Origin of the sequence: Streptomyces sp. NBC_01381, from assembly GCF_026340305.1 — a bacterium.
Lineage (GTDB): Bacteria > Actinomycetota > Actinomycetes > Streptomycetales > Streptomycetaceae > Streptomyces.
The window spans coordinates 2,001,453-2,021,961 of record NZ_JAPEPI010000002.1; the positions used below are offsets into that span (position 1 = coordinate 2,001,453).

Annotated in this window: 29 protein-coding genes and 2 pseudogenes; 12 read left to right on the plus strand and 19 right to left on the minus strand. The window is 69.4% G+C overall.

Annotation, left to right across the window (positions count from 1 at the left end; translation table 11 throughout):
* Nucleotides 1-100: 100 nt before the first annotated feature.
* On the minus strand, nt 101-628 hold the full coding sequence (locus OG453_RS30420) for a 2'-5' RNA ligase family protein (protein ID WP_266871769.1): 528 nt from the start codon (nt 626-628) through the stop codon (nt 101-103).
* Between the two features lie 406 nt (nt 629-1,034).
* Between OG453_RS30420 and OG453_RS30425 the strand changes: the two genes are divergently transcribed.
* Entirely contained in the window at nt 1,035-1,961 is a 927-nt protein-coding gene (locus tag OG453_RS30425) for a MerR family transcriptional regulator (RefSeq protein WP_266871770.1), read from the plus strand.
* A 19-nt stretch (nt 1,962-1,980) separates the two neighbouring features.
* On the opposite strand, the pseudogene OG453_RS30430 reads toward OG453_RS30425, so the two are convergent.
* Nucleotides 1,981-2,184 (minus strand): annotated as a pseudogene (locus OG453_RS30430) (CorA family divalent cation transporter); the annotation flags it as partial.
* Nucleotides 2,185-2,356: 172 nt separating this feature from the next.
* Between OG453_RS30430 and OG453_RS30435 the strand changes: the two are divergent.
* Nucleotides 2,357-3,316, plus strand: a complete 960-nt coding sequence (locus OG453_RS30435) for a hypothetical protein (protein ID WP_266871771.1) — start codon at nt 2,357-2,359, stop codon at nt 3,314-3,316.
* Between the two features lie 159 nt (nt 3,317-3,475).
* Here OG453_RS30435 and OG453_RS30440 read toward each other — a convergent pair whose 3' ends face one another.
* The 5 genes from OG453_RS30440 to OG453_RS30460 all read right to left on the minus strand — a co-directional run bounded on the left by OG453_RS30440 (nt 3,476) and on the right by OG453_RS30460 (nt 5,384).
* Nucleotides 3,476-3,895: a hypothetical protein gene (locus OG453_RS30440; RefSeq protein WP_266871772.1), complete on the minus strand. Its 420-nt coding sequence runs from the start codon at nt 3,893-3,895 to the stop codon at nt 3,476-3,478.
* Entirely contained in the window at nt 3,892-4,518 is a 627-nt protein-coding gene (locus OG453_RS30445) for a hypothetical protein (RefSeq protein ID WP_266871773.1), read from the minus strand. Before OG453_RS30445 ends, OG453_RS30440 begins: the two co-directional genes overlap by 4 nt.
* Nucleotides 4,519-4,661: 143 nt before the next feature.
* Complete coding sequence (locus OG453_RS30450; RefSeq protein WP_266871774.1) at nt 4,662-4,835, minus strand: CsbD family protein; 174 nt, start codon at nt 4,833-4,835, stop codon at nt 4,662-4,664.
* Nucleotides 4,836-4,876: 41 nt separating this feature from the next.
* Entirely contained in the window at nt 4,877-5,059 is a 183-nt protein-coding gene (locus OG453_RS30455; protein ID WP_266871775.1) for a hydrophobic protein, read from the minus strand.
* A gap of 151 nt (nt 5,060-5,210) precedes the next feature.
* Nucleotides 5,211-5,384, minus strand: coding sequence for a hypothetical protein (locus OG453_RS30460; RefSeq protein ID WP_266871776.1), 174 nt, complete (start codon nt 5,382-5,384; stop codon nt 5,211-5,213).
* Nucleotides 5,385-5,629: 245 nt separating this feature from the next.
* Here OG453_RS30460 and OG453_RS30465 point away from each other — a divergent pair, with 245 nt between their 5' ends.
* From OG453_RS30465 to OG453_RS30480, 4 genes and pseudogenes are all read left to right on the plus strand, one after another.
* Nucleotides 5,630-6,178 carry a DUF6328 family protein gene (locus OG453_RS30465; RefSeq protein WP_266871777.1) on the plus strand — a complete coding sequence of 183 codons (549 nt, stop codon included), beginning with the start codon at nt 5,630-5,632 and terminating at the stop codon, nt 6,176-6,178.
* Nucleotides 6,179-6,389: 211 nt separating this feature from the next.
* Nucleotides 6,390-6,599 carry a hypothetical protein gene (locus OG453_RS30470; protein ID WP_266871778.1) on the plus strand — a complete coding sequence of 70 codons (210 nt, stop codon included), beginning with the start codon at nt 6,390-6,392 and terminating at the stop codon, nt 6,597-6,599.
* A 29-nt stretch (nt 6,600-6,628) separates the two neighbouring features.
* Nucleotides 6,629-6,895, plus strand: a pseudogene (locus OG453_RS30475) (PRC-barrel domain-containing protein); the annotation flags it as partial.
* Between the two features lie 163 nt (nt 6,896-7,058).
* Nucleotides 7,059-7,244, plus strand: coding sequence for an ANTAR domain-containing protein (locus OG453_RS30480; protein ID WP_266873181.1), 186 nt, complete (start codon nt 7,059-7,061; stop codon nt 7,242-7,244).
* Here OG453_RS30480 and OG453_RS30485 read toward each other — a convergent pair.
* The 7 genes from OG453_RS30485 to OG453_RS30515 form a co-directional block, all read right to left on the minus strand.
* Entirely contained in the window at nt 7,165-8,766 is a 1,602-nt protein-coding gene (locus tag OG453_RS30485) for a PP2C family protein-serine/threonine phosphatase (protein ID WP_266871779.1), read from the minus strand. The two genes, OG453_RS30480 and OG453_RS30485, sit on opposite strands and share 80 nt — an antisense overlap.
* A 54-nt stretch (nt 8,767-8,820) precedes the next feature.
* The gene (locus OG453_RS30490) at nt 8,821-9,423 is read right to left on the minus strand and encodes a hypothetical protein (RefSeq protein WP_266871780.1); all 603 of its coding nucleotides are present in this window, start codon (nt 9,421-9,423) and stop codon (nt 8,821-8,823) included.
* A 268-nt stretch (nt 9,424-9,691) separates the two neighbouring features.
* Entirely contained in the window at nt 9,692-9,910 is a 219-nt protein-coding gene (locus tag OG453_RS30495) for a hypothetical protein (protein ID WP_266871781.1), read from the minus strand.
* Nucleotides 9,911-9,979: 69 nt separating this feature from the next.
* Complete coding sequence (locus OG453_RS30500) at nt 9,980-10,696, minus strand: GAF and ANTAR domain-containing protein (protein WP_266871782.1); 717 nt, start codon at nt 10,694-10,696, stop codon at nt 9,980-9,982.
* A gap of 86 nt (nt 10,697-10,782) precedes the next feature.
* Nucleotides 10,783-11,553 (minus strand): ANTAR domain-containing protein, encoded by a 771-nt coding sequence (locus OG453_RS30505; RefSeq protein ID WP_323178683.1) that lies wholly within the window; start codon nt 11,551-11,553, stop codon nt 10,783-10,785.
* Nucleotides 11,550-12,203: a hypothetical protein gene (locus OG453_RS30510; protein WP_266871783.1), complete on the minus strand. Its 654-nt coding sequence runs from the start codon at nt 12,201-12,203 to the stop codon at nt 11,550-11,552. The genes OG453_RS30505 and OG453_RS30510 overlap by 4 nt, the downstream gene beginning before the upstream one ends.
* On the minus strand, nt 12,203-12,637 hold the full coding sequence (locus tag OG453_RS30515; RefSeq protein WP_266871784.1) for an STAS domain-containing protein: 435 nt from the start codon (nt 12,635-12,637) through the stop codon (nt 12,203-12,205). The genes OG453_RS30510 and OG453_RS30515 overlap by 1 nt, the downstream gene beginning before the upstream one ends.
* A gap of 452 nt (nt 12,638-13,089) precedes the next feature.
* Here OG453_RS30515 and OG453_RS30520 point away from each other — a divergent pair, with 452 nt between their 5' ends.
* The gene (locus tag OG453_RS30520) at nt 13,090-13,575 is read left to right on the plus strand and encodes an Asp23/Gls24 family envelope stress response protein (RefSeq protein WP_266871785.1); all 486 of its coding nucleotides are present in this window, start codon (nt 13,090-13,092) and stop codon (nt 13,573-13,575) included.
* Nucleotides 13,576-13,819: 244 nt separating this feature from the next.
* The gene (locus OG453_RS30525) at nt 13,820-14,650 is read left to right on the plus strand and encodes a hypothetical protein (protein WP_266871786.1); all 831 of its coding nucleotides are present in this window, start codon (nt 13,820-13,822) and stop codon (nt 14,648-14,650) included.
* A 171-nt stretch (nt 14,651-14,821) separates the two neighbouring features.
* Here OG453_RS30525 and OG453_RS30530 read toward each other — a convergent pair whose 3' ends face one another.
* From OG453_RS30530 to OG453_RS30540, 3 genes are all read right to left on the minus strand, one after another.
* Entirely contained in the window at nt 14,822-15,094 is a 273-nt protein-coding gene (locus tag OG453_RS30530; RefSeq protein WP_266871787.1) for a hypothetical protein, read from the minus strand.
* A 98-nt stretch (nt 15,095-15,192) separates the two neighbouring features.
* A complete protein-coding gene (locus OG453_RS30535) occupies nt 15,193-15,402 on the minus strand; it encodes a hypothetical protein (protein WP_266871788.1) in 210 nt (69 codons plus the stop codon).
* A gap of 4 nt (nt 15,403-15,406) precedes the next feature.
* On the minus strand, nt 15,407-15,958 hold the full coding sequence (locus OG453_RS30540; RefSeq protein WP_266871789.1) for a DUF5994 family protein: 552 nt from the start codon (nt 15,956-15,958) through the stop codon (nt 15,407-15,409).
* A 283-nt stretch (nt 15,959-16,241) separates the two neighbouring features.
* Between OG453_RS30540 and OG453_RS30545 the strand changes: the two genes are divergently transcribed.
* From OG453_RS30545 to OG453_RS30560, 4 genes are all read left to right on the plus strand, one after another.
* A complete protein-coding gene (locus tag OG453_RS30545) occupies nt 16,242-16,736 on the plus strand; it encodes a DUF5994 family protein (RefSeq protein WP_266871790.1) in 495 nt (164 codons plus the stop codon).
* Nucleotides 16,733-17,089 carry a PRC-barrel domain-containing protein gene (locus tag OG453_RS30550; protein WP_266871791.1) on the plus strand — a complete coding sequence of 119 codons (357 nt, stop codon included), beginning with the start codon at nt 16,733-16,735 and terminating at the stop codon, nt 17,087-17,089. The genes OG453_RS30545 and OG453_RS30550 overlap by 4 nt, the downstream gene beginning before the upstream one ends.
* 30 nt (nt 17,090-17,119) lie before the next feature.
* Nucleotides 17,120-17,290: a hypothetical protein gene (locus OG453_RS30555; protein ID WP_266871792.1), complete on the plus strand. Its 171-nt coding sequence runs from the start codon at nt 17,120-17,122 to the stop codon at nt 17,288-17,290.
* 606 nt (nt 17,291-17,896) lie between these two features.
* Nucleotides 17,897-18,157, plus strand: coding sequence for a tyrosine-type recombinase/integrase (locus tag OG453_RS30560; RefSeq protein WP_266871793.1), 261 nt, complete (start codon nt 17,897-17,899; stop codon nt 18,155-18,157).
* A 200-nt stretch (nt 18,158-18,357) separates the two neighbouring features.
* Here the strand turns inward: OG453_RS30560 and OG453_RS30565 are convergent, their stop codons facing one another.
* Together OG453_RS30565 and OG453_RS30570 are read right to left on the minus strand one after the other, a co-directional pair.
* Nucleotides 18,358-19,047, minus strand: coding sequence for a hypothetical protein (locus tag OG453_RS30565; protein ID WP_266871794.1), 690 nt, complete (start codon nt 19,045-19,047; stop codon nt 18,358-18,360).
* Nucleotides 19,048-19,431: 384 nt separating this feature from the next.
* Nucleotides 19,432-20,439 (minus strand): hypothetical protein, encoded by a 1,008-nt coding sequence (locus tag OG453_RS30570; protein ID WP_266871795.1) that lies wholly within the window; start codon nt 20,437-20,439, stop codon nt 19,432-19,434.
* Nucleotides 20,440-20,509 lie beyond the last annotated feature (70 nt).

The following is a 20,509-nucleotide window of genomic DNA, read 5'->3' on the forward strand; positions in this document are numbered from 1 at the left end:
TCGTGTGCGCAGTTCGACTGGTCCCCGGGATGTGGCCGAGGACGGGGTGCCGGCCTCGGGCTGTGTTCGCGGCCAGGGGCGAGGGACTGGCGGGCGGTGTTTACGGCCCGTCCGGGACGCCGAGCGGCACGGTGAACCGCGGCTGCCAGCCTTCCTCCGTCAGCACCACCAGCTGGACCGCCGTCGCACGGGTGTGCAGCGGCAGCAGGCTGCTGATCGCAGCGCGGACATGGGCGGCAGCTGTCGGGTCGTCCGCACCCATGGCGACCGTGACATGGGCGGCGGGCTGCGCCCCGAAGCGGCCCTTGTACGGGCGCAACCCGGGCCACTGGGTGCGGAACGCATCGACGATCGTTTGGAGTCCCGGAACGGTGACGGCGACGAAGCCGGATGCCGTCACGACCTCCTCCAAGAGCAGATCAGCTGCCGGGAAACTCGCCGCCAGGGCACGCACGCCCTTCTCGTCCTGATCTGTCAGCACCGATTCCGGCACGAACGGGTAGAGGAGCGAGACGTGCGCCGGCACCCCACGACGCACCAGAGCCGGGTCGATACGCCACGCCGCATCGAGGAGCGGGGCGGCATCGGGCAAGACAATGACGACGGCAGTGGTCCCTGGCTCTGGCACGCCGTCATCATCGCAGGCCAGTCTGGGAGGTGGTCGCGGCCGACGTGTTGGCTGGTGTGCGGCAACGCGCTGCGCGCCAACAGGCGATTGTCTGCGGGGGAACCGTTCATGTTGTCAGCGACGGCCCGCGTTGGCAGAGGGGGGCGAGGCGAGGCATTCATGGGACCTCGAGCGACGGGCTGCTAGGTCGGGTTTCAGGTCTGGCTGGAGTCGTTGCTGCCTGCGGTGGCTGTGAACCCGCCTGCCCTCCTGCGGGCGTCCTGGCAGAGGGCGGACCGATCGTTACGGAGAAAGGGGTACTTCCCCTCGCACGGATGCCGGGCCGAGTGGCTCGGGTTGCACCTTCCGTAGCGGCATGTGGTCCGGTGGACTCACGTCCCGCCCCACTGAGGAAGGCCCCCTGCTCATGTATTCGTCCTTCGTCCCGCAGCGCCAGGTCAAGATCGGTGACGCGGCCGCCTTCGTCGGCACCACACCCCGGGCGATCCGTCACTACCACGAGATCGGTCTGCTCCCCGAGCCCGAGCGAGGCAGCGACGACCGCCGCCGCTACGGCTACGAAGACATGATCCGACTGCTGTGGATCCGCAAGATGGCCGACGCCGGGATCGCCCTGGACGACATCCGTGACGCCTTCGCCGACACGGCTTCCGCCGGTGCCGACAGCGACGACGGCATCGTGAGCATCCTGGAACGGCTGGAGGAAACCCTCGTCGCCCAGGAAGCAGAACTGCGGCGGCAACGGACTGCCGCGCGGCGCATGCGCACCGAGGGCAGCAGGATGGGCCTGCTCTCCGACTTCGTCACCGGCCGCCTCAAGAGCCTGCCCGAGGGCTCCCTGCGCCAGGCGGACCTGGACAGCCTGCTGGTCACCGAGCGGATCTTCGGCCCGCTCGGTGCGGCCGTCCAGGCCACCCGTTTCATGGCCCTGGCCACCCACCCGGATCTGCGGGAGGACTCCGACCGTGTTGATGCCGCCGAGGAGGCACTCAATGACATGATCGCTGTCGATGACCCCCGCGTGGCCCAAGTGGCTGCCGAACGGCACGCCTTCGAAAAGGCGCTGCAAGCCGTCATCGAGGATTCCGGCCTGGCGAAGAGCGACGATGCGCTCTTCGACTCCTGGGACGCTTTGCACCCCACTACCGCTGATGAGGGCGAGGATGAGGCCGGCCGAAGCTCTGGCAGGGGGCAAGACTCCATGAGCGCATTCGAAGCCACTGGCAAGATGCCCTACGCCTTCTCCCCGGCCCGCCTGCGCTGCATGGAATTGGCCGAAGAACTCGCCGCCCACGGGGCACCCGCTTCCGGGCTCTCCGGGTCGATCGCGTAGGCGAAGTGGATTGAGGGTCTCATGCCCGGTGCCAAAGCCAGTCCCGCCGCTTGAAGATGAAGTACAGACTCACGCACACCACCGCCATCAGGAGGATCGCGAAGGGATACCCGAACGCCCACCCCAGTTCCGGCATCCGGTCGAAGTTCATGCCGTAGATCGTTCCCACCAACGTGGGTGCAAACAAGATGGCCGCCCAAGAAGAGATCTTCTTGACATCGTCACCCGCGCGGCGCTGACCTGCACGAATTGCTTGGTGGCCCACCTTGGCCTGCGGTGATGAACGTTTCCGGCGCTTTCGCTGTGCATCCCGTTTGCGTGGTCGATTCTCCCCGCACGCTCCCCAACGGGGCCTCCTGATCTTCGGTTCCGAACTGCGCGCGGCCGGAGGGCGGTTGACCTGGCTGGACCATCGCGAACACCACACCCGGCCGTACGGCAGGCTCGCCCCGGACGATCTGGGTCGGCTCTGCCCCGACTGGCGGGAGCGGGAGACCTGGGCCTGCGGTCCGGCAGCCCTGCTCGACGCGCTGGAGTCCCACAGGCGCCGGGCGGGGCTCAGGGAGCGGCTCCACGTGAAGCGTTTCCAGCTGGAACCGGTCCTGCCGCCGCATCGGGATGCGGCTTCCAGTGGCCGGGTGCTGTTCACACGCACCGGTACTGAGGTCACTGCGGGCGCGGCCACCCCGCTTCTCGTCGTGGGTGAGTCGGTGGGGGTGGTGATGCCGTACGGATGCCGACGCGGTATCTGCTTCGGCTGCCTCACGCCACTGACGTACAGCCTCGTGCGCGACCTGCGTACCGGTGAAGTCCACGACCGGGCAGGCCAGTTGATCCAGACCTGTGTCTCCGCGGCAGCCGGCCCGCTCGCCCTCGATGCCCAGCCACCCAAGGAGTTCTCCGTGACCGTGATCGCCGCCCAGCGCGGCCTGGAAACGGGAGGCCGGGTCGCCCTGGCCGTCTCGCTGTTTCCGCCCGCCTGGGCTGCGGGCACCGCCATGCTCTCCGTCGCCAAGATCCTGGAGAACATGGAGCTGGGTCATAACATCCTGCACGGCCAGTGGTACTGGATGGGAGACCCGGCGATCCACTCCACCACGTGGGAATGGGACTTTCTCACCCCCGCCGATGCGTGGAAGCACACCCACAATCACCTGCATCACACCTGGACCAATGTCGTGGACCGTGACCGGGACCTCGGATACGTCGTCTTCCGGATGAGCGCCGACCAGCGCTGGCGTCCACGTCATCTCGCCCAGCCGCTCTACAACTTCGTGCTCGCACCGCTCTTCGAGTGGGGCATCGCGCTCTACGACCTGGAGCCCGATGCCGTCGCCGCCGGCCGGAAGACGTGACGTTCCCTCGCGGCCGACCTCACCGGGTTCCTCACCAAGGCCGGCCGACAACTAGCCAAGGACTGTGTGCTCTTCCCGCTGCTCGCGGGGAGGCCCGCATTCTGCGCCTCGCCGTGCCGAGCCGCTGACCTGTCGACGGGAGTCCTTGACCGGGAGGTGCTACATGCGCAGCAGGAGTTCTGTGGTCTGCCTGTACTGCTGTAGCGCGAGCCGTAGTTCCTCCGTCTGCGCTGCGGTGTCCTGGCCCCGCCAGCCCGCACGCAGGACACGGTGCCGCTCCGCGAGGGTCGCGGTCACCTGGGACACGGCTTCTTCGAAGACGTCGTCGGCCTCCTCCAGCGCCTGGCGCGGGCTCTCCACGAAGGCGTTGAGGGCCTGCTGGAGCCGCATGCCGAGCTTGTCCCGATCGTTTTGGGGGAGCAGCACGAGGCTGGGGGTGTCGTCGGGATCGTTGGCGCTGGTGACCGGCTGATCGGCTGTGCGAGGCGGTTCGGAGTGGGGCGGCGGCGAGGCGTGCTGCTCGGCGAGGTTCGGCCTCCCGGCCGGGGGCTGTTGTGCGCGTTCCTGGTCGTACATCATCGTGTGCCCGTTCCCTTCGCATGGCGTCGGCTCTGCGCCCATGGCGTGTGGCCGCGGTGGTCGGGGGATTGCGGACGGCGCCGGTGCGAGCCCGCCGACTGATCGGTGACCAACGCCTCGAAGAGGGGGCGGGCTTCGATCATGGCCTCCCGCATCTCCTCGGTGCCGCTCTGGCCGCGGGCTGCCGTGTGCAGGCTGCGGTAGCCGTCGACGTAGTGGGCGTGGCGGACGGAGAGCGCGGCGAGCTGCTCGTCGAACTGGTCGCCGTCGGGATAGCCCCGGTCCTCTGCCAGCCGTGTGAGGAGCGCGTCGGCTTCGGTGACCGCCTTGTGCGGTGAGTCGACGAACTGCTCCTGACAATCCGCCCATTGGGCCGCGTAGTGTGCGCGGACCTCAGGAGGCAGCGTCCGCTCGTGGAGCGAAAGGTGGCGCTTGACGCGATCGCTGAGTTCCCGCTCGGCTGCTTTCACGTCGCCGTCGTGGCGGTCGACGGACTGCTGATACTCGGGGCCGAATCGCCGCTGCAGGCCGCGCCTGCCACCGCCGGGAGGCCGGGTGCGTCCGATGAAGAGGAGGGTGCCCGCCGCGATGACCACCACGGCGATGATCACGACGGTGAACATGGCTGCCCTCTCCGGCCCGGGACTCGTACGCTGCTCTGCTGCTTCATTTCCCTCAACCTCTTTTGTTCCCTTTTGAGTTGTGTCCTGCTGGTGCCTGCCGGGTGGCGTCCACGCGCCGTGAGTACCACCCGGGGCGTCGGGGGTCAGCGACGGAAGGCGTCCTTGGCCTTGTCGCCGGACTGCTTCAGGTTTCCGGAGATCCGGTCGGTCCTGCCCTCGCGCTGCAGTCGCCTGTTCCGGGTGGTCCGGCCGATGCGCTCGGTGATCCGGCCCTTGAGGGCCTGTGCCTTGTTCCTGAACGTGTGTCCAGCACTCATGGCTGTCCTTGATCGGTCCGCTGGATGGGTTGGGCGCCGTGTCACCCGCGGCTGCGGCTGAACCGGTGCCGGGTGCCGCTGCGACTGCCGCCGCGGCCTCGCATGAAGAAGCCGATGATCCAGAGGGCCAGCAGAACGGCCGCCACCCACCAGAGGATCTGCAGCGTGAAGCCGAACCCGAAGATCACCAGGATCAGCAGAAAGAGGAGAATCCACAAGAGCATCGCCGGGCCTCCAGATCGCGCGGAATGGTTCCTGGTATCCGCGGGGTCCGGGCGAAAGCGGGAAAGGTGGAAGGTGGAACGCGTCGCCGAACCGTCCGGAGTGGCAAGGCCCTACGCCGTGCCGCCAGTCAACGCCTGGAGGCGTCCCCTGTCAACGGCCCTTGAGCAGTGCGGGGTTGGCCGCATGAGGCGGGGCTGACGATGCTGCCGCCGTGACAGGAGGGCCGGACGGATCGGCGGGTGGCAGGATGCGGTCCTCCCACCAGGACAGACCCATCACGGTGGCGAGAAGCACGAAGGGAACGAGAGTGACCAGTGCGTACATGGGAACCGCCTGCTGAGGGATGCGTGCGGCGGGACGGACACCGGATGGGTGCCCGCGCAGGGAGGGGTGCGCCCTGGGGCGCGACAACCGAAGGATGCGGCCGGGGACCGGGGCGGCACCACGCACGCTAGCCCTGGCCGAACTTCGTGAACAGGTCGCAAGCGGCCAGCTCTGTCGGGCCGCACGGCCGGCGGTCGCGACGCGCAGGAGGACTGGACGTCGGGTGGCGAGTAGCTTGCCAGGACATGGCCGAGGACAATGTCCGCACACCCCGGGATGAGACGACGCTGGAGCGGGCCGACCGGAACTACGGCGAACTGCTGCAGGAACTGAGGATCATTCAAACCGGGGTCCAGATCCTGTTCGCATTCCTGCTGACTCTGGCTTTCACCCCCCGCTTTCCCGAGCTTGACACGGCGCAGCGCGCGACCTACGTCACGACGCTGCTGCTCGCGGTGCTGGCCGCGGCCCTGTTCGCCACCCCCGCCGCGCTGCATCGCACGCTGTTCCGGCGTGGGGCCAAGCCCGAGATCGTGTCGGCCTCGTCGCGGCTGGCGGGGGCGGGTTTGAGCGTTCTCATGCTGGCTCTCACCGGTTCCGTCCTGCTCGTCGTCGACGTGGTGCTCGGCCGCGTTGAGGGCGTCCTCGCGGGCAGTGCGACACTGCTCGTGTGTGTGGGGCTGTGGGGGCTGCTGCCGCAGTTCGTCAGGCGGCGTGCCGCCCGAACCGAGGCTCGCCCGGACCGGCGGACGCCAGGTGGGGTGCAGGGAAGGGGAGCAGAACCGCAGGCGTAGACCATCGTGCGTGGGCTGCCGCCGCTGTACTGATCTTCGTGGCCGTGCGCTATGGCCGGGGCGGCACTGGAAGCCGGGGCCGGGGCGGCAATTTCGAGTACCGGGACGATCGGGACTACCGCGACCGACAAGACCGCTGGGACCGCCGCCACCGGCGCCAGCGCCAGGGGCGTTGGAGCCGCCAGGACCGTCGGGACGAGCAGCAACACCGGTGACGGCCGAGGTGTCCTGGGGCGATGCGGCTACGGACCCGGACGTCGTCGAACTGCACGCCGAGATCGCCCGGTTGCGCCGGGCCCTGGCCGGCCGGGCAGTGATCGACCAGGCCCCCGGAATGATGATGGCAGCGGTGCGCTGCGGCGTCTGTACGCAGCAGAACGCATATGACATCCGCGCCGAGTCCGCGCCAACCAGCAGCTGAGCCCCGACAGGAGAAGGAACATGATCTAGCTGGCCGATGTCCGTGAGTGGCGCGACCTCGACGTGGTCGATACGGACTCGCACAAGATCGGCGTCCTCGAATCCGTCTATGTGGACGCCACCACCGATGAACCTGCCATGGCCGCCGTCAGGACCGGACTGCCCACGCGTCACCGCCTGGTCCTGGTCCCCCTCGCGGACGCCGTCGTCGGCCCCGGCCACCTCAAAGTCCGCTATGTGAAAGCACTGGTCAAACAGGCCCCGTCGATCGGCACCGACGACATACTGCCCGCCGAGTGAGAGGCATCCGCCCGGCGAAGAGAAGCGGCTTTCAACGGACGTGCCTTCGCCGGGAGTTGTGGCTCTGATGGCCGAGGCCGTCGCGCTGCGTGCCGAGAATGAGCAGTTGGGGCAGGCGCTGGCCAGTCGTGCGGTGATCGACCAGGCGCCCGGCATGGTGATGGCTCTGGCGCCGTGTTCCAGCGATGCTGCCTGGGGTGTGCTGGTGGATGTGCCGCAGCACTGCAATGTCAAACTCCGGGACGTGGCCGCTGCCCTGGTCGCCACTACGCGCGATGAACCTCTCCCGGAGCAGCTACGGCGGGAGCTGCGCCGTGCGCGGAGGCGTCTTCATGACCACCGGTGACGGCCCGGGTGTCCCGCGGGCGGCACCGGGAGCTGTGAACCCAACTCTCCGGTGCCTTCGTCCCGGCCGATCGGCGGACGCCCTCTTCGGGTGGCCCCGCGCATGGATCCCAAACCTTCGCGAGGAGGGGCAGGCTGGTGTGGGCGGTGCCCGATGCGCCGGAGGGCACCGTGGCCGGTGTCGTCGAGGTCGCGCTCAGGGCGAGGAGCGCGACATCGTCGGCGGGGCCGGCGGGGAAGGTGGCGAGGAGCCCGGTGAGGTCGTCGATGATCGCGGTGGCGCCGAGAGCCCGGTTGGTGGCGGCGTGGTGGGTGAGGTGGGCGGCAAGTCCGGCTTCACCGAACCGGGCGCCCCGGGAGGTGCGGGCCTCGATGATTCCGTCGCTGTAGAGGAGAAGGGCCTCGCCGGGCAGGAGTTGTACGGTCCGGGAGGCGAAGTCCGCCTGGTGCAGGGCGCCGACGAGCATGCCTCCGGGCAGGCTCACCGGCGCGGCTCGGGCGATGGCTCGGTCGGGACCGTCGCGGCGCGCCGGGTGCAGCGAGAAGGCGGGAAGGTGTCCGCCACCGGCCAGGGTGACGGCAAAGCCTCCCGCGGGATCGGGGGCGAGAGTGCCGAAGACCAGCGTGCAGAAGCGGCTGCCGTCCGCACAGTCGGACAGCAGTGTGGAGTTCAGCACCCGCAGTACGGCACACGGGTCCGGCTCGAGCAGGGCGGTGGTGCGCAGCGTGTAGCGGATCAGTGAGGTCAGGGCGGCGGCGGTCGCGCCCCGGCCGCTGACGTCGCCGAGGAAGAACGCCCACCGCCCGGTGCCGAGCGGGAAGACGTCGTAGAAGTCGCCGCCGACGTCGTGGACCGAAGCGGTCGTGTAGTGGCAGGCCGCTTCCAGGCCCGGCACCTCCGGCAGCGCGGGCGGCAGCAAGGTGCGCTGCAGGGTGGAGGCATAGGCGGCGATCTCCGACCGGTCCCGCTCGGCCCGCACGCGTGCCGCGTGTTCGGCCACCATCAACTCCCGCTCCACCCGGAGCATCCGCAGCGCCGAAAGCCGCAGTTCCAGTGCGTCCATCACCAACGCGGCCAAGTCGGTCAGGGCGGTGGCCTGCTCAGGCGTGATCCGGCGCGGCACGGTGTCCAGCACGTCGACGGTGCCAAGCCGATGACCGTCGCGAGTGACGATCGGGGCGGCGGCGTAGAAGCGTGCCCGCGTCGGCCCCGTGACCAGCTCGTGGGTGCGGGCGAGCGGATCCTGGAGCGTGTCGGGGACGACCAGGGGTCCGTCGGTGAGGATGGCCGAGGTGCAGAGACCCGGGTCCCGGCCGATCTGGGTGACCCCCGTCAGGCCGTACGTGGCCTTGAACCAGACCCGGTCGGTGTCCACGATCGCCACGGTCGCGGACGGTGCGTCGAAGAGCCGAGCGGCAAGGGAGGCGATTCTGTCGAATGCTCCGTCGGGCGGGGTGTCCAGTACGTCGTAGCGGCGCACCGCCGCGATCCGTAGTGCCTCCCGCTCCGGAGCCGGCTCCACATGATCCTCCCCGCCTCCACGAGCCCCGTCAGCCGACGCCACCGACGCCGCCGACTATTCGGACCGCTGGGTCCGGTCATTGTGGGCGAGGCCGTCCGGATGCTCCGCTGTGCGCTGTCCGAGCGGAAGGACCAGGGCGTGTAACACCGGCGGGCCGGGCAAGCTGCGACGGACCTGCCCGACCTCCTGCCAGCCCCACGACTTGAAGGCTGCGCGGGCCGCGCCGTGGGACGGATCCACCAAGGTGACGCCGAGGGACGATTCGTGGTCGGCGAGCAGGTGTTCCTGCAGGCGGCGCGCGAGTCCGCGGGTCCGCTCGTGCGGGTGGACGAGGGTCTCGGTAATCGCGAAGAGATGCCCGGACGCGGTGAGTTGCTCGATGTTCTGTGGCAACGGCCCGTCGAACCCCTGCCACCAGGAGCCGTCTCGCGGCACGGGGAATCCGTAGGCGCACCCGGCCAGGGCTTCGGTTTCGGCGATCAGCATGTCGAACCCCGGTAGGCGTACGCCGTCGGCCAGGCGGCGCAGGAACTCCTCACGCCCGCGGAACTCCTCGCCCGGCGCGGCCACGGAGGACTCGACGAAGAGGTCCGCCAGATCCTCACTCAGGTCCTCGGCCTGCCAGCGGTTCAGCCGGCGAAGACGCACGGTGTCCATGGCGGACGGCTCTGAGCCGTCGGGTTCCTGTGGGTGCGGCGGAGTGTGCATGGGACGCCTCGGTTCAGAAGACCGGTGGGACGTACGGGACAGTCAACGTGGCCGTCTTGCCGTGCACCGCCGGGGTCTGGGGCGTCTGCTTGGCAGCATAGCCCCGGATCGGCCCCGCGCTGCGGCGTGTTGGGGCCAAGTCCTCACTGTGGCGCGGGCAGGTAGACGGTGAGGGCACGGTTTCACTTGTCGAGGACGAGGGTGTCGGCGGCGGGGCTCACTTCGCCGTCGCGGAGCGGGCGAGGGTCCCGGTGAGGAAGGCGGTGACGAGGCGGGTGCGGGCGAAGGGGTGCTTGGCGTCGACGAAGCGGATGTCGAGGAGTCCGTCGTCGAGGGTGGGGCGGACACCGATGCTGAACGTGTTCAGGAAGTACCTGCTGGTGCCGTCACCAGTGATCCGGCCGAGGTCGACGGTGCCGCCATGTCCGGCCTCCACAGCCTCGGCGGCCCCTTGCAAGGTCGGCAGTCCGAGGTCGGTGGCGAAGTGGTTGTGAACAGGCGAGGGTCAGGACGCCAGGCCGGCCAGGGGTTCGGCGTCGTCTATGAGGGCGCGGGCCACGTCGGACAGGCGGCGGTTGTGGGCGCGGGCGTAGCGGCGCAGAGCGGTGAATGCCTGTTCCATGTCGATGTTGTGACGTTCGGCGAGTTTGCCCTTGGCCTGCTCGATCAGGACGCGGCTGTTCAGCGCGGCCTGCAACTGCTCGTTGAGGACCGTGGTGCGCTGGGTGGAACGTTGTTGAAGAAGGCTGATGGTGGCGACGTCGGCCAGGGCCTGCGCGATGGGCGTGCCGACCGGATCGAAGGGGCCAGGGGTGGTTCGGAAGAGGTTGAGGGCGCCGACGACTTCGTCCCGTAGCCGCATCGGCAGGGCCTGGACCGCGCTGAACCCATGGAGCTGGGCCTGCGCGGCGAAGCGGGGCCAGCGGGCGGTCTCCGTACTCAGGTCCGGCACGGACACCGGGGCGCCCGCGCGGAAGCACTCCAGGCAGGGGCCCTCGTCGTTCTGCAGCTGGAAGAGCTCGAGGAGGCGCACCTGTTCGTCGGAGGCGGCCATCACGCGGAGTTCGCCGTCGTGGTCCGCGAGCAGTACCCCGGCGGCGCTCGCCCCGAGTATCCCCACGCAGCGGTCGGTCAGCAGGCGCAGGAAATCGATCAGGTCGAAGTCGGCGACCAGATTGTCCGCCAACTCGACGAAGGTCGTGGCCAGGAGTCGCTCATTCATTGTCAACACCCTCTATGGAGGCTGGTCCTGCCGGAATGGGGCGGGAAGTGCGGTGCGCCGTACGCTCCTTGGACCGTGCGAGGGCGTCAGGTGTCCTCCTCGTCGTCCCGGGTCGGCTCCGCGCCCGCGGAGAAGCGGAGTCGATGGGCCACCACGTCGGCGGCCACGGCGGTGACCCGGCGCCCCTGGGCATAGGCGTGGGCGCGCAGCCGGACGAAGGCTTCGTCGATGCCGACGCCGAGCTGGACGGTGAGCATGCCGGTGGCCTGGGAGATTTCCGCCCGGTAACCGCCCAGGTCCGCCATGCGCTCCTCCGATGCGCCGTCGCCGGGCGGCGCACTCGCCTCGACCCGGGCGTCCAGCAGGACCAGCGTCGCGACCTCGGCGAAGGCCAGTGCGTCGGCCAGTTCCTCCGGGTCCAGCCGGACCGGGACCTGGGCGTGGAGATCCAGGACTCCGGGACAGATCCCGCCCACCTGCAGGGGGAGCGCGAAGACCGCGAGAGCTCCGGTTTCCAGGGCCGCATCGGCGAACACGGGCCAGCAGTCCTGCAGTTCACCGGTCCGCAGGTCGGGCGTCAGGATGGCCGCGCCGTGCGTGAAGGCATCCACGCACGGCCCCTCGCCCAGGGTGAGCTGCAACTCCTCCAACTGCTCGCTGATGTCGTCCGTGCTGCACAGCGGATGGCTCGCCGCGGTCCGGGACATCGCCGACATCCCGGCCCCGCCGACCGGCAGCGAGGCCACCGCCGCGGCGCACACATCCAGCACGCCGACCCTGGCACCACGTCGGGCGGCCTGTTCGGCGACCAGCACACGGATCCGGGCCGACCGGCCGTTCGGCATCACCCGGGTCACCGCGTCCAGGAAGGGTGAGACGGTCCCTCCAGTCGCTCCACGGTTCGTTCGCCGAGGGGGAGGACCAGGACACGGAACGTCGTGGCGCCGGTCGGCCGCCAGAGCTCTCCGATGTCCTGCCAGCCCCAGGACCGGAAGGCGGTCAGGGCCGGATGATCGGCCCGATCCACCAAGGTGGTCCCGAGCGCCGCCTGGTGGTCGGCCAGCAGCCGCTCCTGCAGACGGCGGGCCAGGTCCTTGCCCTCTGGATGGGGGCGGACCAGGACGTTGGTGATCGCGAAGACCCTGTTGGACTCGGTGAGTTGCTCGATGCCGTGCGGCAGCACGCCGTCGAAGTCGAGCCACCAGGAGTCGTCGCTGCGCACCGGGAATCCGAAGGCGCATCCCACCACGCCGTCCGTCTCGGCGATCACCATGGCGAACCCCGGCCGACGGATGTCACCGGTGAGACGGTTCAGGAACTCCTCTCGGCTGCGACTGCGGTACTCCTCGCTGGGCTCGGTCTCGCAGGAAGCCACGTACAGATCCGCCAGTTCCTGGCGCAAGTCCTCCACCAGCCAGCGGTTCACCTGCCGCAGCCGCACCGCGGCCATGTCGGACGGATCGTCGCCGACGGGCTGCGCCGGCTGTTCTCGCCGGGGCCAGGCCATCACAGCACACCGCCCGAAGCGGCAGGGGCGGCAGGAGCGAGCCGATGCGACGTCTCGAAGCACGCCACGGGAGATGGAACCGGGGCGGTGGGGACGGAAGCCGGCACAAGAGTGGACGGAAGCCCCCTGAACAAGTAGCCGGAACCGGTGAGTTCGACCATCCGGGCCAGCATGGGAGGCGGGTAGTGCAGGCGCAGCGTCCCTCCGGCCGCGGTGGTGTGCAGGAACGTCTCGATGAAGGCGTTGAGACCGCAGCAGCCGCAGAACGTGACGGGGGTGAGATCGACGTCGATGGTACGCATGCCATCACGCAGGCACTGCTCAAGGGCTGTTCGCATCAGTGGCACCGTCTCCAGGTCGATCTCGCCGGCGAGGGTGATCAGGGCCCGGGTCCTTCTGTCGTGCCGGTAGATGTTCAACTGCGGTAACGACATGACGCCTCGTTCCAGAGACTTGCCGGCAGAGCCAAGGGATGTGGTCGGACCGGCTCCTCTGGGACGCTCCCGGCAAGGGCATACATTCGGCGGAGGCGTGAACGGACGGTCCGGTCCGGCAATCTGTCCACCGGGGCAGGGGAACTGCCCCGTTCCCTCCAGGGGATGCACCGGGTGATCGGACGAAGAGGGTCCGCTCCCCGCAGCCATCTGTATCGAGTAACAACAGGTCCGCCGGGGTCCAGGACGTCCGTACTTCAGGATAGTCCCCATCCCGCCCGAGCAGGTGTCCGGAAGCTGCCCGGTCTCAAGGGCTGGACGTCGGCCGGGTTCAGCGGTACCTGGTGTGCATATCCGTTGTGCCACAAGGTACTTGGAGGCTGGTACGAAATGTGGTGACCGACGGTTGCCTACGTACGGAAGTCCGTGAACCCCCAAGGAGGTGGCTTCGCGTGACGGAGCCGATCAGCCGGACCCGGCACGAGACCCGGCCCGACGAACCCCACACCGCCGTCGGCACGACGCTGCAGACCGGAGCGAGGGAGCCGACGGCGGCCCGCGGCAAGACGACCATCGCGGACGGAGTCGTGGAAAAGATCGCCGGGATCGCCGCACGCGAAGTGCCCGGAATCCACGCCCTGGGAGGCGGTTTCAGCCGCACCATGGGTGCGATGCGCGACCGCGTCCCCGGCGGACGCTCCAGCGCGGGACGCGGCGTCAAGGTCGAGGTCGGCGAGAAGCAGACCGCCATCGACCTGGAAGTGGTCGTGGAATACGGCGTGAGCATCACCGAGGTCGCCGCGGACGTACGCGAGAACGTGATCACGGCGGTGGAGCGGATGACAGGTCTCGAAGTCGTCGAAGTGAATATCTCCGTCAATGACGTACACCTGCCCGAAGAGGACACGACCGAGACCGGCGAGGGCCGGGTGCAGTAGCACCACGCTCAAGGTGACGCGTGCGGTGGCCGGGAATCACCGGACGGGCCACGCGCATCGGGCTCCGGATCTTCACCGGCCGGTTTGTCGTTTCGGCTGGTCACAGCGTTGGTGCGCGGTGGCTCGGGCGGTGTCGCGTGGGCTTGGGGAGCAAGCCGCTCCCAGGAGGGACAGCCTTGTTGATGTCGAGTGCATGGTCAGGTCTTCCCGGGTGCCGGAGGTTTCCACGACTAGCCTCCGCATCATGCTGCGTATCGTCGACACCCGTACCGGCCACCCTGTGGAGATTCCTTCCGTACGCCGCCATCTGCTGAGCATCTGCGTCCACCTGCCGGTCAGCGACGGCGGGATCGGCCTGGTGGACCTGCGGGCGCTCCTGGTCGGTGACGTACTGGCGCGCACAGCGGAGCTGCACGGCCTGCAGTCCCGCACGTTCCTCACCACGCCGGACCTGTCGCATGAGCAGGCCGGGGCGCTTGATCGCGCCATGTCCGCTCTTGGCGTCCACCCGCCCGCCACCGCCGGTGATCACCATCCGAACGGAACGCTCTGCGCCGCTGCCGACGTACACGTCCACGCGTACGGGACCGCCGCACAGGACGCGGTCGGCGGGGTCGGCATCGATGTGGGCCGGGTCGGCCCGGCATCCCGGGAGGGGGGCGTCCCGGACCGGGCCCACCTCCTGGCCCCAGGGCTCCTGGCCGCCTTGGCCCCGGAGGGGACCGATCCGCTGGCTGTGAGGTTGCTGCTGCTCGGGCACGCTTACCGCGCGGCGGTCGCGGTCACCGGTACTGCGCTCGAAGAGGCCCGGAGGACGCTGGGGGACTGGCGGCAGCTGGTGGCCGACTGGGCACAGGAGCCGTCCAGGCCGATCCCTGCCGATGTGCTGCGACACGCCCATGCCGCGCTGGCTGATGATCTCGGTGTCCCCGCCGTCCTGGACACGCTGGCCACCATGGCCACGCGCGCCGACGTACCGGCCGGCGCCAAGTTCGAGACGTTCGCCTTTCTGGACCGCGTCCTCGGACTGGACGTCGCGCGCGAGGTGGGCCACCAGCACCGGGCGGCGACATGACGTCCGGTGCGCGGGCCTCGTGGCGGCGGTCGTCACAACGGCCCCAGCGCTTTCACTCCGCCGAGGCCGCCCTTCCGGATCGTCACACGTGAGAGTGCTCGATCCATGTTCAATTGTACGACTGCGGGCCGGACTGGCTGGGAGGGAGCGCGGGCCATCGGGCGGTCCGGCTCAGCCGCGTTCCTCCTCTTCGGCCTCCATGCGGCGGATTCCCTGGTGGGTGAGGGAGACCATCGCGGGGGTGTTGCCCGGTTCCCAGTCGACGGTGATCAGGTCCTCGCCGGCGAGGTAGGTGCAGGCGGCGGCCAGGTCTTCCTCCGGGATGCGGAGGTCGTTTCGCAGCTGCGGCCCGGGGATTCCGAGGAGACGGTTGCCTTCGGTGGCTTCGTAGAGGGCGTTCAGGACCCGTTCGCGGTAGACCTGTCGCTCGCGGAGTGTCGCCATGACCGAGTCCTTTCATGCGCGAGAGGCCGGCGGGTGGGTTGTCCCGGGTGTCGGGTGACCCACCCGCGGCCTTCGGTCGGAGGAGTGGTCCGAGGTGGTCAGGGCCAAGTGCCCGTAAGCCTGCGGCGCGCGGCTTGCTCCGTCGGTGTGGGGTGACTGTGGCCGGGAGGCCGGCGAATGGCCGGGAAGGGGTCGCCGAAGTGGTGGGCGGCGATGCGTGCGTCGTGCTGGGCGTTGAGCCGGTGGATCAGGCGTGTGCCGAGCGCGATCAGCAGGGCGATCGCGGCGACCGTGATCAGGGTCTCCATGGGGTCACCTCCGCGGGTTTTCCGGCACGGGAATCATCCGCGCGCCGACGACCGGGTGTCGCAGGGGCGCCGGGGTGGCCCCGCCGTCGTTCTCCCAGGAGTCCTCGCTGGTTCGGGCGTCCCGCATACGGCGGCCGGTCGCGGTTTCGTCGGCCATCAGGACACCGGCGGCCAGGACGCTCCCGGGGAGGGCTGCGGCGGTCATGAGCCGGGCGGCCGCGGCGGGTTCGGTCTCGGGCGGGATCACCAGCAGGTCGCAGCGGCCGACGGTGTAGGAGAGCAGGATCATCTTGTCGGCATCCTGTTCGGTGAACCAGCCGACGTGCACGGTGTGGCCTGTGGCGGGAACCTTGTGCGGGACGACGGGCCAGCGGGTGGGGTTCACCGTGACGCGCGTGATGCGTCCATACTGCCCCTCCAGTGCGTCGACCAAGGGCGGAAGTTCGGCGGCGAGGTCACGCGAGCGAGGCCACCAGGCGCCGTCCAAGAGGCCGACGAGTGCGGTCTTCGGTGTCAGCGACAGGCGCGGCGAAAGCAGGGGCGCGACGGTGGTCATGATCGCGGACCCGTCTCCGGGCCGTCCTGCAGGGCGGCCCAGCGTCATGATCGCCGGAAACGACGTCCGCGTGGGAGCGGGTGTTCGAGTTACTCCCGGTACCTCCAGCGTACTCCGGCCCGTGGGCGGACGATCCGTTCTGACCAGGTGATTTCCCGCCGGGAACACCGCCCGGCCGATGTCCGCGGGCATGACCGCAGGCGCGCGGAGTACCGTGAGACCACGGCGGTATCTCGTCGGCCATGAGGTGTCGGCGGGGCCCCGCGCAGGCAGGCGGACCACCATGGCCGAATCCGACACTCCCACCCCTCGGAAGCTCCTTCCGGACGAGATCCACCGAGCGGTGAAGCCCGGCATGGCCCTGCTCCGGCTGCAGACGACCCACTCCCGCGAAGGCGTCCTCGACGGCGCCTGGTGGCCCCGTTCCCGCGACGTCGCGACCGAGCTGCCTGCCCTGATCCGGGCGCTCACCGCACACCTCGGCCCCGTCACGCGCGTCGGCCTGGACACGGACGCCTGGGAGGAGGTCCCGACGCGTGTGATCGTCGACGACCGGGTCGTGCGCCTCGACTCCTTCCCCGTCGGCGACGACACCGTCCTCATCACCCGTGGCGACAAAGACCACTTCGCCCTCCTGGTGGTGCCTCCGGACACGACACCCGACGCGGCACGAGGCGCCATGGCGCGTGCGGTCGACGCCGACAACGTCACCCAGGCCGCCGAGATCCTTGTCGCCACGCTTCCCGAACCAGCGGCACACCGTCAGGAGTCGGCATGATCCAGATGGCAGACATCCGTGAGTGGAGAACTCACGACGTGGTGGACGCGCGGGGCCACAGGATCGGTGAGCTGGAGGCGGTCTACGTCGACACCAGCACCGACGAGCCGGCCATGGCCACGGTCCGCGTCGGCCTGCCCACCCGACACCGTCTGGTGTTCGTCCCCCTGGACGGTGCGACGGTGGGGCCGGGCTACGTGAAGGTCGCCCATGACAAGGCGCTGGTGAAGCAGTGCCCTTCGATCGGCAGCGACGACGTACTTCCCGCCGGGGACGAGGAGGCGGTCTTCCGGCACTACGACCTCCCCTACCAGCCCGGGGCGAACGGCGAACGCCAGCTGGCACGCCGCTGAGCTCCCCAACCGACCGAGGGGGCAGCCCTCATGACGCTCTTCCTGGCCCTGGTCATCATTGCGATCGTGCTGGGCATCATCGGTGCCACCGTCGACGGACTGCTCTTCCTGCTCGTCATCGGCATCGTGCTGCTCGTGGCGGACCTCATCTACATCACCAAGCGCATGCGCCGCTCCGCCCATCGCGGCCCGGTCCGGTGACCCCGACGGACCGGGCGAACTGGTCCGGGTGTGGAGGCGCGCATGGGCCACGTCCCCCGTGCGCGTGGTGCGTGAGGGCCTCGCGGGAGCGGCGGGTGAACGGCGGATGGGCCGCGATGGCTCCATCACCGTCGCCGACTACTGGAGGGCCGGCGTTCGCGGTGCGCCGGGCACGGTCAAACGCGTCGACGAGCGTGTACGCCTCCATGTCCTGCCGCAGGGACGTGACGGCGACCGTCCTGCGCGGCTACATCGCCACGCTCGAAGGCGGGTGCGCTCCGCGCCATGCCCGTCAGATCCTCACCTCCCTCTCGAACATCTTCGAGACGGCCATCGACGACAAGCGCCTGCTGCGCAACCCGATGCGGGCCAAGTCGGTGCGCTGGCAGGTCTTGGGGCTCCCGCCGGGTGACGTCGAGCTGGCTGCCCATTGCCTGCAGTGCCCGGCCGCCGAGGTCGAGTTGCCGTGGGGCGGGCCGGAGCCGGAGCGGGAGAAGCGGACGTTCCCACTCGCCCTGAACCACGACGTACGGCAACGCGATCCTCGCGAACATCTTCAACGACGAGGTCTGGAAGCCTGCCCTCGCCGCGGCCGGGGTCATCCCCATGCGGCAGAAGGGGAAGCGCTGGAAGGCATCCCGCAAGGACGGCTTCCATGTCCTCCGGCACACCTACGCCTCGGTCATCCTCGAAGCGGGCGAATCCGTCGTCACGCTGGCCCGTTGGCTCGGCCACTCCAGCCCGACGATCACGCTCGACCACTACGCGCACTTCATGCCGGATGCTGGCGGGAAGGGACGGGCGGCCGTCGATGCGTTGCTCGGGGTGGTTCCTGAGTACGTACCAGAGGGCCTCGCGAGCGTGTGAGGGGGAACGGGTGGCACAGCGCACGCTGTGCCACCCGTTTTGCTGCACCTGGGCGAGCTCGGGATTCGCCAACTTGCCCACAAGACGCACTGCTCGCTGATGACGCTGAGGCCGTGCGACGTCGTGCCGCGACCAGCCCCGCCATCGCGGTGAACTGGCTGATTGAACTTCTCGGCATCGCCGATCCCACCATCGCCGCGTCAGGCGGGATCGTGTTCCTTCCAGGCCAGTACCTGGACTGTCTCAAGGGGCCAATGACGGTCTCTGTTCCTCTCGGGGCGTCGAGCCTCCGCCTCCCGTACGAACTGCTCGTTCCAGTCAGCCTGTTTCCGGTGGAGCGCAGGTCGGGACAATCGTCCGATGGCGGGATGGCAGGCTGCGACGACCTGCGCGATGACGAGTGAGGCTTCGGCATCGCAGGAGGGATCACCGGGGCGTTCGTGCGGGATGCCGTACCACTCGGCGACGGCCTCCAGGGAGCGCCGACCGGAGCGGAAGGGTTCGGCGTGCCGGTCCAGGACGAGGGGGTCGCAGATCGGTGACAGGCCGTTGGCCAGGCGATCGGACAGCGGCGTGAGCCCGTGCCGGAGCAGTTCCGTCTCCAAGGAGGTCAGCACGAACGGCGAGTGCCAGACCACCAGAGGCTCCTTGGTCACCAGATGCCCGACGAGCGTGGCTGTCAGTTCCTCCAGTGCCTGAGCGGCAGGCTCCCCGCGCGTACGTGCGTGCTCCACCGAGATGCCGTGCTTCTTGCGAGGCGCGACAGACAGCGGGCCGGGGCCAGGATCGATGAGCCAGGTTTGCACCGTCCCGTCGCTGGTGCGCAGCGCGGCACCGAGGATCCGGTCGACGTTGTATCTGTTTCCCGTGGTCGCGATGTCCAGGGACATGAGGCGACGTCGGTGCCAACCTGTGTGGTGATGTCGGGGTGGCGGTGCAGGCTCGCGGGCATGTTCGCGGTGGTACACGTCCCATCCGCCGAAAGCGGTGTCCACGAGTACACCGAGTCCTGCTGGAACGAGCGAGCCACAGACCTCGCACTCCCCCTCTCTCCGGTTGGGCCGCATCGCGGTGGGGTCCGACGTGGTGCCGTCCGGATCGGGTGTCGGCGCGTGTGCTGGGTGATAAACCACCCAGCCGCCCCATGCGCTGCGGAGCAGTACGCCGGCCTCGGCCGCGACCTCCGCGCTGCACCGGGCGCAGTGACCCGCGAATTGGTTCGTTCGAACGTGACTGTTCATTGGCCACCTCACTGAGGATCCAATGCTGCCGGGTCAATACCCGCGGCCGTAGATCTCCCGTAGCCACGGTTCCAGGACGGCGGGCATCCGCGCCAGCGTGTACCGGAAGGCATCACCAGACGGCCGGAATGGCAACCACGGGTGTGGCGGCAGCGGATCATCCCGCTCCACGCCCGTTGGCAGTCCGCCGACCGTCGGCAGGCGCGTGCGATGGGGCGGGAAGACCAACTCGGCCCAGAGCGTGGCCTCGAGGGGCACGGCCACGGCGCCGCCGCTCGGCTGCCACATCTCGCCGGTCTGCGGATGTAGCGGCACCAGCACCAGCTCGGCGGCCGGCTCACTGAGCCCCGGTCCCGCCAGGTCCAGCCGCTTCGTGGCTTCCCCCGCAGGTAGTAGCTCGGCGAGGGCCAGGCTGAACAGCTCGGCGACAGGCCCGGGCACCACCTCCACTGGACAGCCCCTAGCGGCCACCACGACGTGGGCGAGGGCCACGCCCGCCGGGATGTCCCGGTACTCGCCGAGCCGTTGCCACAGTGCGCCGGTGGCCAGCAGCTCCGGCCAGTCCGTGACGGGCCGCTCCGGCGGGCCGGGCAGCCGCACGATCGCCTGCGGGAGGAGTCGGACGACTTGCCAGCACCCGCAGTCGTCCATCCTTGTTCCAACGGGAAGATCGCAGCTCAGGCAGGCGAGGTTCGGCCCGTCCCGTCCGTCGATGCCCATGCAGTAGCCCGCGGCCCGTTCGAGGATCAGTCTGGTGCCGCGCATGTCGCCGGGTGCGAGGAGGATGGTGTCCGACGGTCCGTCGGACAGGTTGCCGGACGGGGCGAAGATTCCTCGCGCTGCCGCCTCCTGCGCTCCGAACTCCTCCCACGTCTGCCAGGGCGGACCGTACGGCTCGGGGTCGACGGCATACGTCCCTGCCTCCAGGAGGGGCGGGTGCAACCTCTCCCAGTGGGTGTCGCGCAGGTGGACCGGCAATGCCACCTCCGACACCGCCGCCGTCAGCACCGCACCGCAACCCGCACACCCGAACACTGCCAAGCCGTCCCCTCCCGCCATCGAAACCCCTGCATCGCACCAGGAAGGCGACCGGCAGGCAACGGATTTTCGT

Bases quoted from the DNA above. Each gene is read 5' to 3' on its own strand.
- OG453_RS30530 (WP_266871787.1), bottom strand. From the start codon at position 15,094: ATGGCGACACTCCGCGAGCGACAGGTCTACCGCGAACGGGTCCTGAAC.
- OG453_RS30510 (WP_266871783.1), bottom strand. From the start codon at position 12,203: ATGGCCTGGCCCCGGCGAGAACAGCCGGCGCAGCCCGTCGGCGACGAT.
- OG453_RS30455 (WP_266871775.1), bottom strand. From the start codon at position 5,059: ATGCTCTTGTGGATTCTCCTCTTTCTGCTGATCCTGGTGATCTTCGGG.
- OG453_RS30425 (WP_266871770.1), top strand. From the start codon at position 1,035: ATGTATTCGTCCTTCGTCCCGCAGCGCCAGGTCAAGATCGGTGACGCG.
- OG453_RS30560 (WP_266871793.1), top strand. From the start codon at position 17,897: ATGCGGCAGAAGGGGAAGCGCTGGAAGGCATCCCGCAAGGACGGCTTC.
- OG453_RS30450 (WP_266871774.1), bottom strand. From the start codon at position 4,835: ATGAGTGCTGGACACACGTTCAGGAACAAGGCACAGGCCCTCAAGGGC.
- OG453_RS30540 (WP_266871789.1), bottom strand. From the start codon at position 15,958: ATGACCACCGTCGCGCCCCTGCTTTCGCCGCGCCTGTCGCTGACACCG.
- OG453_RS30550 (WP_266871791.1), top strand. From the start codon at position 16,733: ATGATCCAGATGGCAGACATCCGTGAGTGGAGAACTCACGACGTGGTG.
- OG453_RS30460 (WP_266871776.1), bottom strand. From the start codon at position 5,384: ATGTACGCACTGGTCACTCTCGTTCCCTTCGTGCTTCTCGCCACCGTG.
- OG453_RS30565 (WP_266871794.1), bottom strand. From the start codon at position 19,047: ATGTCCCTGGACATCGCGACCACGGGAAACAGATACAACGTCGACCGG.
- OG453_RS30500 (WP_266871782.1), bottom strand. From the start codon at position 10,696: ATGAATGAGCGACTCCTGGCCACGACCTTCGTCGAGTTGGCGGACAAT.
- OG453_RS30515 (WP_266871784.1), bottom strand. From the start codon at position 12,637: ATGTCGTTACCGCAGTTGAACATCTACCGGCACGACAGAAGGACCCGG.
- OG453_RS30465 (WP_266871777.1), top strand. From the start codon at position 5,630: ATGGCCGAGGACAATGTCCGCACACCCCGGGATGAGACGACGCTGGAG.
- OG453_RS30545 (WP_266871790.1), top strand. From the start codon at position 16,242: ATGGCCGAATCCGACACTCCCACCCCTCGGAAGCTCCTTCCGGACGAG.
- OG453_RS30535 (WP_266871788.1), bottom strand. From the start codon at position 15,402: ATGGAGACCCTGATCACGGTCGCCGCGATCGCCCTGCTGATCGCGCTC.
- OG453_RS30490 (WP_266871780.1), bottom strand. From the start codon at position 9,423: ATGGACACCGTGCGTCTTCGCCGGCTGAACCGCTGGCAGGCCGAGGAC.
- OG453_RS30440 (WP_266871772.1), bottom strand. From the start codon at position 3,895: ATGATGTACGACCAGGAACGCGCACAACAGCCCCCGGCCGGGAGGCCG.
- OG453_RS30480 (WP_266873181.1), top strand. From the start codon at position 7,059: ATGGCTCTGGCGCCGTGTTCCAGCGATGCTGCCTGGGGTGTGCTGGTG.
- OG453_RS30555 (WP_266871792.1), top strand. From the start codon at position 17,120: ATGACGCTCTTCCTGGCCCTGGTCATCATTGCGATCGTGCTGGGCATC.
- OG453_RS30525 (WP_266871786.1), top strand. From the start codon at position 13,820: ATGCTGCGTATCGTCGACACCCGTACCGGCCACCCTGTGGAGATTCCT.
- OG453_RS30445 (WP_266871773.1), bottom strand. From the start codon at position 4,518: ATGTTCACCGTCGTGATCATCGCCGTGGTGGTCATCGCGGCGGGCACC.